The sequence below is a fragment of the Thermomonas fusca DSM 15424 genome (assembly GCF_000423885.1).
Classification (GTDB): Bacteria; Pseudomonadota; Gammaproteobacteria; order Xanthomonadales; family Xanthomonadaceae; genus Thermomonas; species Thermomonas fusca.
Window position 1 is genome coordinate 22,610 of record NZ_AUIV01000032.1, and the last position, 10,102, is coordinate 32,711.

Below are 10,102 nucleotides of genomic sequence, written 5' to 3' on the forward strand. Positions count from 1 at the left end.
CGCTCAAGTCCCGCCGGTGGCAGCCGATGTGGATGTCGAGCGCATACGCGCCTGCATACCCCTACGGAGTTCCTGCCATGTCCCGACCCTTCCATCGGATCCTGAAAGCGGCGATGTTCGCCGGCGCGATGGCTCTGTCCCTGCCGGTGCTGGCGGGCAACCCGACCAAGCGCGTCGACCCCGTGTACCCCGCCGACGCCGCCCGCTCTGGCACCACCGGCTACGTCGAAGTGGAGTACAGCATCGGTCCGGACGGCAAGGTCACCGAGGTGTCGGTGGTCGACGCCAAGCCGGGCCGCGTGTTCGTGGCCGCTGCAGTGAAGGCGGTCAAGCAGTGGGAGTTCGCCCCCGGCGAAAGCCGCGGCAAGGTGAAGCTGGAGTTCAAGCTCTGATCCACCAAGCCGTCGGCTGAGGCCGGCGGCAAAACGCGGAAAAAAGAAGAGAACGCGCTGGTTGCCCGCGCGTTCTTTTTTCGTGTCTGCAAGGCGGTGCGCGCGTCTGCGGTCCGGCGGCCCGGGAAACGGACGGCTGTGCCGACCGTTTCCCGATGCGCTCAGCGGCGTGTGTTGAACGCGGCGACCAGCCCCACCAGTTCGTTGGCCTGGTGCTCCATGCTCTGCGCTGCGGCAAATGCCTCTTCGACCAGCGCGGCGTTCTGCTGGGTGCCTTCGTCCATCTGGGTGATGGCCTGGTTGACCTGCTCGATGCCGGCGCTCTGTTCCTGCGAGGCGGCGGAGATGTCGGCCATGATGTCGGTGACGCGCTTCACGCTGTCGACGATCTCGCCCATGGTGCGGCCGGCCTGGTCGACCAGGGCGCTGCCGGTTTCCACCTGCGACACCGAGTCGGTGATCAGCTGCTTGATTTCCTTGGCCGCGCCGGCGCTGCGCTGGGCCAGCGTGCGCACTTCGGCAGCCACCACCGCGAAGCCGCGGCCCTGCTCACCGGCACGCGCGGCTTCCACCGCAGCGTTCAGGGCCAGGATATTGGTTTGGAAGGCGATGCCGTCGATCACCCCGATGATGTCGGCGATCCGGTGCGAGGACGCGGTGATGCCGCTCATGGTTTCGACCACCTGGCCGACTACCTCGCCGCCGCGCACCGCCACCCCGGCGGCACCGTGGGCCAGCTGGCTGGCCTGGCGGGCGTTGTCGGCGTTCTGCTTGACGGTGGAGGTGAGCTCTTCCATCGACGAGGCGGTTTCTTCCAGCGCCGCCGCCTGCTGCTCGGTCCGGCGCGACAGGTCTTCGTTGCCGCGGGCGATTTCCGAGGCTGAGGCGTTGATCGATTCGCTGCCGGTGCGGATCTGGCCGACGATGCCGGTGAGATGTTCGACCGTGCGGTTGGTGTCGTTGGCCAGCTCGCCGAAGCGGCCGGGCAGGTGGGTGTCGATGCGCCGGGTGAGGTCGCCATCGGCCACCGAGGAGAGCACTTCGCCCACTTCCGACAGGCCGTGGTCGGCGGTGGCCATGAGGTTGTTCAGGGCCTCGACCAGCTCGGCATAGACGAACTCGAAGCGGCGGGCGTTGCCCCGCTTGCCGAAATCGCCGGTCACCGCGGCTTCCACCAGCGTCTTGATCTCGGCGTTGATCGCCAGCATGCCGGCCTTCACCGCGTCCACGGCTTCGGTCACGCGCGCCTTCTGGCCGGGGTAGCGTTCGATGTCCTCGGCCAGATCGCCGCGGGCGTACTGCGCCACGATCCGGATCGCGTTCATCTTGACCTGGATGTGCGCCGCCACCACCGAGTTGATTCCTTCCGCCATCCGCCCATAGGCGCCGCGGAAGCGCGACGGGTCGATGCGGAAATCGATGTTGCCGGCGTCGTGCTCGTGTTCCAGCTGGGTCTGGGCGGTGGCGAACTCGCCCAGCGTGGCCACCATGCCGCGCATGGCGCGGGCCAGGTCGCCGATTTCGCTGCCGTCGTTGCAGGCGATGCGGCTGTCGAGGTTGCCCTGCGATACCGCGTTGGCCACGCCTACCACCTCGCGCAGCGGCCGTACGATGGAGCGGCTGATGCCGATCGCCGCAGCGATCGCCAACGCCAGCGCCACTGCCAGCAGCACCGCGATGGCCAGCAGGCTGAGCCGGTAGCTGCGCTGCTGCGCATCCACCGCTTGGTCCAGCCGCTGCATGTTGTAGTCCAGCAGGCTGCCCAGCTGGTCGGCGGTGGCCTGGCGCAGGTCCGCGGCCCCCTTGGCCGGAGTCATGTCGCCGACCTTCAATGCCTCAACCAGCTTGCGGCTGTTGTCGAAGTAGCGGTTGGCGCGCGCCATGGTTTCCTTGTACAGGGTGCGGTCGCGGGCGTCGCTGATCTTGGATTCGTAGGTCTTGGCCAGAGCGAAGAAGGCCTTGCTGCCTTCCGCCAGCTCGCCGGCGTATTCCTGGCGCTTGGCCGCGTCGTCGGCACTGGCCACCAGACCGCGTTCGCTGACCCGGTATTCGGCCAACATCGTCGCCAGCCGGCCCAGGTCGCGGATCGCCGGCACCGACTCGTCGGTGACCTTCTGCACCATGCGCTGGGTGTTGCCCATGCGCAGCGCCGAGAACGCGCCGGTGGCGAAGATCAGGATCGCCAGTGCGGAAAATCCGATGGCAAGGCGTTTGCCGATAGTGAGGTTCTGGAGCATGGGCGATCCCCGGTCAGTAGGTGAACTGCAGGCGCAGGCCGGCGGTCAGCGGATCGTTGGCGACCCCGCGGCGGTTGCTGTCGTATTGCAGGAGGTTGGCGATCACCCGCACGTTCGGGTGCGGATAGCAGGTGGCGGCCAGGCCCCAGACTTCGGCGCGGCCGCCGCGCATCGCCGGGCCGTCGTTGAGATCCATCACGCCGTAGCGCAGGGCCAGCTCCCAGCCCACGTGGCCCTTCGGCGAAGCGGCGGTGGCCACGCCGCGTTTGTAGCTGCGGCCATCGCCGGTGGGCGACCAGGTCACCTGCACGCTGCTGGCGTCGCCGGCCAAGTCTCCGGCGTCGCGGCGCAGGAACACCCGCGCGGTTTCGGCCTGCAAGGACCAGGCGCCACGCACCCACAGGCCTTCCACCGCAGCGCGGTCGATCCGCTCCACCCCGGAGATACCGCCGGTGGACGCCACCCTCAGGTCGCTGAGTACGCTGCCGGCATTGAGGCTGTAGCTGGCGCTGTGGCTGCGCGGCGATTCGCTGGCCAGGCTCAGGCCGACATGCAGGTTTTCTTGCTTGCCCGAGCGCAGCAGCCAAGTGCCGCGCATGCTGGCGCCCGGCGAATCGCTGGTGCCGTCGAGGCGATGGCCGAACAGCGCGGCGTTGAAGGTGCCGCGCTTGCCCCAGCGCGCGTATTCCGCGCCGATCCGGCGGCTGATGACGAAGGCGCCGACCGGCGACGCTTCGAGGAAGGCGGTCTGCTTGTCGGCAATCGCGTCCTCCAGCGCAAACGGCTGCTTGAACTGGCCAAGCCGGAACGACTGGCCCTCGCCCGGGGTCAATTCAAGATAAGCGTCCGGCGGGGTGCGGTCGGCGAAGTCGTGATCCACCACCAGCTGCCAGCGCTTGTTGTCGCCCTTGAGCCGGAAGCCCAGCCGCGCGCGGCGGAAGCCGTCCTCGGTCTGCAGCGGGCCAAGGTTGGAGTCCACCCGCGCCCACTCGTACTGCACGTTGGCGATCGGGGCGATCTCGAACGGCAGGTCGGCCGCGGCGGCAGGTGCGGCGCAGGCGGCCGCCACGAGGGCGATGAGGGGAACGGGCGGCAGCGGACGGCGCATTGGAACTCCGGGCGAAATTGCAGGGACAACTGATCGCCCGTCGGTGCGAAACGGCAGGGCGCTTTTCCTGCTACGGCTGGGGCAGGCGATTCTTGAGTGCGCAGGGAGCGGCCGTCGTGCCGCGTGCAGCGGCATGCGACGCGCCGCACGCATCGCGCTACGCGGATGCCGCTGCCGAAATCGGCGTCAGCCGGGGAGAGGCGCGGCCGGGCGCTGCCCGTGGGGTCGTGCAGGGATCACGCCGCGTTGAATGCACCCAACACAGCGTCGTAGTCCAGTTCGGCCGCCCCGGCACGGACGTGGCTGCGCGTGGCGCCCTGCTCCAGCCGGAACACCGCCACCGCGGCGCTGAGCTGGCGCGCCTGTTCTTCCATCGAGCGGGCGGCCGCGGTGGCTTCTTCCACCAGCGCCGCGTTCTGCTGGGTGGTCTCGTCCATCTGGGTCACCGTGCGGTTGACCTGCTCGATGCCCGTACTCTGCTCCTGCGAGGCGGCGGAGATGTCGGCCATGATGTCGGTGACGCGCTGCACCGAGGTCACCAGTTCGTGCATGGTGCTGCCGGCTTGGCGCACCAGCACCGAACCGTCGGTCACCTTGCCCACCGATTCCTCGATCAGCTGCTTGATCTCCTTCGCAGCACCCGCCGAGCGCTGCGCAAGCGCGCGCACTTCACCGGCCACCACCGCGAAGCCGCGGCCCTGTTCGCCGGCGCGGGCGGCTTCCACCGCCGCGTTCAGCGCCAGGATATTGGTCTGGAAGGCGATGCCGTCGATCACGCTGATGATGTCGGAGATCTTCTTCGACGAGGCCTCGATCGCGCCCATCGTGGTCACCACCTGCTCGACCACCTGGCCGCCCTGCGCAGCCACGCCGGCCGCGCCCTGCGCCAGCTGGTTGGCCTGGCGGGCGTTGTCGGCGTTCTGCTTGACAGTGGAGGTGAGCTCTTCCATCGAGGCGGCGGTTTCCTCCAGCGAGGCCGCCTGCTGCTCGGTGCGGCGCGACAGATCCTCGTTGCCGGCGGCAATCTCGCTGGCGGCTGCGTTGATGTTGCCGGCGGCCTGCTGGATGCCGGAGACGATTCCGGTGAGCTGGGCCACGGTGGCGTTGGCATCGTCGCGCATGCGCGCGAACACGCCCTGGAAATCGCCATCCATGCGCGCGGTGAGGTCGCCACGCGCGATGGCCTGCAGCAGGCCGGAGATCTCGCCGAGGTTGTCGTCGGTGGTCTCCATCAGCCGGTTGAGGCTGAGCATGATCTCGCGGAAGTCGTACTGGTAGCTGCCGGCATCGCCGCGCTGGCTGAAATCGCCTTGGGCGGCGGCATCGCTCAACTGGCGGATGCCCTGGCTGATCGCGCCGAGATTGCGCTTGATGGCAGCCATCGTCTCGGTGATCTCGGCCTTTTCGCCAGGCAGCTGCGGCATGTCCTGGCTGAGGTCGCCGATGGCATAGCGCTGGGCCAGGCTGATGACCTGCATCTTCACGCCGATATGGTCGCCGACCAGCTGGTTGGTGCCCGCCACCATGGCGCCGTAGTCGCCCGGGAAGGAGGCCGCATCCATCCGGTAGCTGATCTCGCCCGCCTCGTGCCGGCTGGCCATCTCGTGCTGCGCGGCAAGCACCGCCTGGATGCGGTCCTGCATACCGCGCATGCTGCCCAGCAGCTGCCCGCATTCGTCACGCGAAGTCTGCACGATCGCGTTGTCCAGCTTGCCGTGGGCGATCGCGTCCGCGACAGACGTAGCCTTGCGCAGCGGAACGACGATGCGCTGGCCGATCAGCCAGCCAAGCGCGAACACCAGCACCACCAGGATGCCGCCAGCCACTGTCATCACGCCGGTGAAGCGCCAGGCCTGCGCCTGCACGTCGTCCATGTACACGCCGGTGGCTACCACCCAGTTCCACGGCTGGAACAGCCGGGCGTAGGCCATCTTCAGTACCGGCTCGTCACCGTGGCCGGGCTTGGCCCAGTGGTAGGTGGTGAAGCCGTCGCCGTTGCGGACCGATGCCAGCTGGTCGTAGAACAGGCGGTCGCCGTGGTCGGTCCGGTAGTCCTTAAGGTCCTGTCCGATCAGGTCCTTGCGCAGCGGGTGCATCAGCATCCGGTTGCCGGTGTCGAGGACGTAGAAGTAGTTGTCGTTGTCGTCCGTGTGCATCGTGGCCAGTGCGGCCAACGCCTGCTGCTGCGCATCCTTCAGCGGAAGCTGGCCGCTCTCGGCCAGCTGCTGGTAATGGGTCAGCACGCTGCTGGCCAGCTGCACGCGGATGTCCAACGCGATCTTGCGGGTGTTGTTGACGTCCAGGTACTGGAAACGCGCCGCGGTCACCGCGACGGCGATCACCCCGATCGCGCTGATCAGCGTGAGCAGGATCAGCTTGCGCTGGACCGAGAGGTTGGCGAGCTTGTTCGAGAGCGAAGCAATGAGGCTCATGCGATGTCCAGGGCGGGTGGAGTGCGTCGGGCAGGCCCGGCGACGCGTGTTCAGGCGGCCTGTGCGGCGGCGCTGTCGACCACCAGCCCCATCTCCGTGCTGGTCATCAGGCCCTCGATGTCGAGCAGGATCAGCATGCGTTCGTCCAGCGCACCGATCCCGGTGAGGAAGCGGCGGTCAATGCCAGTCCCGACCTCGGGCATCGCGCGGATCTGCTCGGCAGTCAGCTGCACCACGTCGGACACGCTGTCCACCACCATGCCCACCACGCGGTCGGCCACGTTGAGGACGATCATCACGGTCAGTGCGTCGACCTTGGCTTCGAGGCGGAACTTCACCCGCATGTCGATCACCGGCACGATGGTGCCGCGCAGGTTGATCACGCCCTTGATGTAGTCCGGCGCATCCGGCAGGCGGGTGACCGCGTCGTAACCGCGGATCTCCTGCACCTTCAGGATGTCCACCCCGTATTCCTCCTGACCCAGGGTAAAGGTGAGGAATTCGCCGGCGGTGGCGGCCTTGGCGGCGGTGCTGGTGGCGGATTGCGGTGCGGCGGGGCTAGTCATGGAATATCCGGGTCATGGTCTTGGCAGTCATGTCATCGGCCGGCCGCGGCGATTCTTGAATCATCCCGGCAACCGTGGAACTCTTGATTGCGGTCAAGGGGCCCGCGCCGGTGCGGGCCTAGGCTCAGGCTGGCCGCGGGGTGGCACATCCGGCGGCGTCTACAGGGGAAGCACTTGGGCAGCAGACCGGCATTCACACGCGGTATCCGCAGGCGCTTTCCCGCGCAGGCCCTGCTATTGCCTAGGAACACGGTCGTCGGCGCGGTGCGGGCCGCATGAACCTCGACTTCGTCCAGAGCCGCTGGGCCATGCGTGGCTACCGGCTGTATTCGCGCCTGGCCAGCCTGCTGATGGTCGTCGTGGGCCTGGGCAGCAGCGTGGAATGGGCGTTGCGCACCAACCTGGTGCCCGATCTGGGCGGCCGCGACATCCGCCTGACCGCTGCGTTCTGCGTGCTGCTGTCGGGGCTGGCGCTGGCGGCCATGGCAACCGACCGCCGCTGGGTCCGGCGCCTCGCCAGCCTGCTGTGCGTGCTCATGATCGGGCTGGCGGCCAACTCGCTGCTGGAATACGGCAGCAGCGGCTACCGCGGCATCGCTGCGTGGCTCGACGGCGCCTTTGGCGAAGGCCTGCGGCCGCCAACGCGGATGGCGGAACTGGCGGCCTGCGGCTTCCTGTTGTTGGGCGGGCAGGGGCTGCTGATCCTGAATGGTCGCGCGCTGGTGCTGCGTGAGCTGTTCGGACTGGGCGTGCTGGCGATCGCGATGGCCAGCCTGGCCTCGTTCGCCTTCGTGCTGGCGCAGCAGGGCGAAAGCCTGCTGGAGCGCTTGCCGATTCTCACCGGCGTGCTGATGCTGGTTGGCACGCTGGGGTGGATGTCGTCGGTGCCAACCACCGGGCTGACCCGGGTCAGCACCGCCGCCACGCTGGGTGGCGTGCTGGCCCGCAGCCTGCTGCTGCCTGCGCTGCTGCTGCCGCTGGTCTACACCTTTGCGTTCAAGTTGCTGGAGACGCGCCTGGGCGTGCCGCAGATGGTCGCGTCCACCCTCGGCGCGGTCTTCACGGGTGGCTCGCTGGCCTGGATGATCTGGCTGGTGGCGTCATTGCTGGATCGCAGCGAACGCCTGCGGGAAGCGTCGCTGCGGCTGCGCGCCGCCGCCGACACCGACGCCCTGACGGGGCTGGGAAATCGCCGCAAGCTGGATGACGTGCTGGCGGGCTTGCTGCACGCGGATCGCCGGCAGCGGGTGCCGTTCTCGCTGCTGATGCTGGACCTGGATCACTTCAAGCCCTACAACGATGCCTTCGGCCATCAGGCCGGGGACGATGCCCTGCGCGAGATCGGCCGGCTGCTGCGGGCCACGCTGCGCCCGGAAGACGCGGCCTTCCGCTATGGCGGCGAGGAATTCGTGCTGGTGATCCACGGCATCCACCTGCACCAGCTGCCGGCGATTGCCGAGCGCGTGCTGCACGCCGTCCGCGCCAACGACTGGCCGCTGCGGCCGCTCACCACCAGCATCGGTGGCGCCGAGGCCTGCGATGCCGATGTGTCGGCAGAGTCCCTGTTGCAGCGGGCCGATGCCGCGCTGTACCGGGCCAAGCACAACGGGCGCGACCGCTTCGAGAGGACCGGCTGCGCGGAATGCCTGGCCGGCGCCAGCGGGCTGGAATCGATGCAGGCGCGCAGCTGGGAACAGCCGCCGCCCGGATGCCGCGCGGCCAGCCAGGCTTGACCTGCGCCGACGCCGGTTGCCGGCGCAGGCGGGCGTGCCTCAGTGGTTGCCGGCGAACAGCTCGCGGCCGATCAGCATGCGGCGGATTTCGTTGGTGCCGGCGCCGATCGCGTACAGCTTGGCGTCGCGCAGCAGGCGGCCCGTCGCGAACTCATTGATGTAGCCGTTGCCGCCCAGCGACTGGATGGCTTCCAGCGCCACCTGCACCGCCGCTTCGGAGGCGTGCAACAGGCAGGAGGCGGCGTCGATGCGGCTCTTGTGGCCGGCGTCGTAGTCGCGCGCCACTTGGTAGGCAAAGGCGCGGCTGGACTGCAGCGACGTGTACATGTCGGCGATCTTGGCCTGCATCAGCTCGAAGGTGCCGATGGCCTGGCCGAACTGGCGGCGCTCGCGCACGTAGGGCAGGGCGATGTCCAGCGCCGCCTGCATCAACCCGATGGGGCCGCCAGACAGGACGAGGCGCTCGGTGTTCAGGCCGCTCATCAGCACCTTGACGCCGTTGTTGAGCTCCCCCAGCACGTTCTCGGCCGGGATCTCGCAGTTCTCGAACACCAGCTCGCAGGTGTTGCTGCCGCGCATGCCCAGCTTGTCCAGCTTCTGCGCGGTGGAGAAACCCTTCATGCCCTTCTCGACGATGAAGGCGGTCATGCATTTGCTGCCCAGCTCGCGGCTGGCGGTGCGCATGTAGACGATCAGCACGTCGGCCTCGGGGCCGTTGGTGATCCACATCTTGTTGCCGTTGGCGATCCAGGTGTCGCCCTTCAGTTCGGCGCGGCAGGCCATCGAGCCCACCACGTCGGACCCGGCGCCGGGCTCGCTCATCGCCAGCGCGCCCTTGAACTCGCCGCTGCACAGCTTGGGCAGGTATTTAGCCCGCTGGGCTGCGTTGCCGTTGGCGTACAGGTTGTTGACGCACAGGTTGGAATGCGCGCCGTACGACAGGCCGATGGCACCGGAGGCGCGACTGATCTCCTCCATCGCCACCAGGTGGGCCAGGTAGCCCAGCCCGCTACCGCCGTATTCGCCGGGAATGGTCATGCCCAGTAGGCCCATTTCGCCCAGCATCGGCCACAGCTCCTGCGGGAACCAGTTGTCCTCGTCCGCCTTGGCCGCGCGCGACGCGATCTCGGTTTCGGCAAAACGGCGGACCGCCTCGCGCAGGGCATCGATGTCTTCGCCAAGGGGGAAGGGGCGCATGGGATTCCTCGAAAGAGTCGGAAGCCCGCTGGCGGCGGGCCGGATGTGGCAATTGTAATCGGCCCGCAACACGGACCTGGTGCTGCAACAAAAACGCCCGGCAAGCCGGGCGTTTTTTTGGTTCATCTCCCAACTCCGGGGAAGGCGGCCCGGATCTTGAGGAAGAAGTAGTCGTCATCGCGGTAGCCGTAAGCGATGCGCTTGATGACCTTGATGCGGTTGTTGATGCCTTCGACGAGGCCGGTGTGCATCGGCCAGCGGACTCGGCTGAGGATGCCGCGCCAGTAGGGGCGCAGGCATTTGGCGAAGTGCATCAATGCCGGGATGCCGCTTTCCCGGGCGTGGCGCAGCCATTGCGTCCAGGCGCGCCTCCAGGCCCAGGCGGTGGGTGCCGACCAGAGTGCCTTGAGTTGTTCCTTCATCACGTAGACCGCCAG

The 10,102-nt window shown here is 68.1% G+C and carries 8 protein-coding genes; 2 read left to right on the plus strand and 6 right to left on the minus strand.

What is annotated here, in order from left to right; genetic code table 11:
- The first annotated feature begins 77 nt into the window (after positions 1–77).
- Complete coding sequence (locus G582_RS17645; protein WP_169380639.1) at positions 78–392, plus strand: energy transducer TonB; 315 nt, start codon at positions 78–80, stop codon at positions 390–392.
- 161 nt (positions 393–553) lie between these two features.
- On the opposite strand, the gene G582_RS18575 is transcribed toward G582_RS17645, so the two are convergent.
- From G582_RS18575 to G582_RS0112090, 4 genes are all read right to left on the minus strand, one after another.
- Positions 554–2,629, minus strand: coding sequence for a methyl-accepting chemotaxis protein (locus G582_RS18575; RefSeq protein WP_038054028.1), 2,076 nt, complete (start codon positions 2,627–2,629; stop codon positions 554–556).
- Between the two features lie 13 nt (positions 2,630–2,642).
- On the minus strand, positions 2,643–3,737 hold the full coding sequence (locus tag G582_RS0112080; protein ID WP_028840051.1) for an OprO/OprP family phosphate-selective porin: 1,095 nt from the start codon (positions 3,735–3,737) through the stop codon (positions 2,643–2,645).
- A 236-nt stretch (positions 3,738–3,973) separates the two neighbouring features.
- On the minus strand, positions 3,974–6,169 hold the full coding sequence (locus tag G582_RS18580; RefSeq protein ID WP_028840052.1) for a methyl-accepting chemotaxis protein: 2,196 nt from the start codon (positions 6,167–6,169) through the stop codon (positions 3,974–3,976).
- A 50-nt stretch (positions 6,170–6,219) separates the two neighbouring features.
- On the minus strand, positions 6,220–6,735 hold the full coding sequence (locus G582_RS0112090) for a chemotaxis protein CheW (protein WP_028840053.1): 516 nt from the start codon (positions 6,733–6,735) through the stop codon (positions 6,220–6,222).
- A gap of 275 nt (positions 6,736–7,010) precedes the next feature.
- Between G582_RS0112090 and G582_RS16580 the strand changes: the two genes are divergently transcribed.
- On the plus strand, positions 7,011–8,468 hold the full coding sequence (locus tag G582_RS16580; RefSeq protein WP_051247212.1) for a GGDEF domain-containing protein: 1,458 nt from the start codon (positions 7,011–7,013) through the stop codon (positions 8,466–8,468).
- Between the two features lie 39 nt (positions 8,469–8,507).
- On the opposite strand, the gene G582_RS0112100 is transcribed toward G582_RS16580, so the two are convergent.
- The gene (locus tag G582_RS0112100; protein WP_028840054.1) at positions 8,508–9,665 is read right to left on the minus strand and encodes an isovaleryl-CoA dehydrogenase; all 1,158 of its coding nucleotides are present in this window, start codon (positions 9,663–9,665) and stop codon (positions 8,508–8,510) included.
- A 122-nt stretch (positions 9,666–9,787) separates the two neighbouring features.
- The coding region (locus G582_RS0112105; RefSeq protein ID WP_028840055.1) for a transposase at positions 9,788–10,102 on the minus strand (315 nt) is incomplete at its 5' end.

Coding starts and splice junctions, on each gene's coding strand:
- G582_RS17645 (WP_169380639.1), top strand. CDS start 78: ATGTCCCGACCCTTCCATCGGATCCTGAAAGCGGCGATGTTCGCCGGC.
- G582_RS18575 (WP_038054028.1), bottom strand. CDS start 2,629: ATGCTCCAGAACCTCACTATCGGCAAACGCCTTGCCATCGGATTTTCC.
- G582_RS0112080 (WP_028840051.1), bottom strand. CDS start 3,737: ATGCGCCGTCCGCTGCCGCCCGTTCCCCTCATCGCCCTCGTGGCGGCC.
- G582_RS18580 (WP_028840052.1), bottom strand. CDS start 6,169: ATGAGCCTCATTGCTTCGCTCTCGAACAAGCTCGCCAACCTCTCGGTC.
- G582_RS0112090 (WP_028840053.1), bottom strand. CDS start 6,735: ATGACTAGCCCCGCCGCACCGCAATCCGCCACCAGCACCGCCGCCAAG.
- G582_RS16580 (WP_051247212.1), top strand. CDS start 7,011: ATGAACCTCGACTTCGTCCAGAGCCGCTGGGCCATGCGTGGCTACCGG.
- G582_RS0112100 (WP_028840054.1), bottom strand. CDS start 9,665: ATGCGCCCCTTCCCCCTTGGCGAAGACATCGATGCCCTGCGCGAGGCG.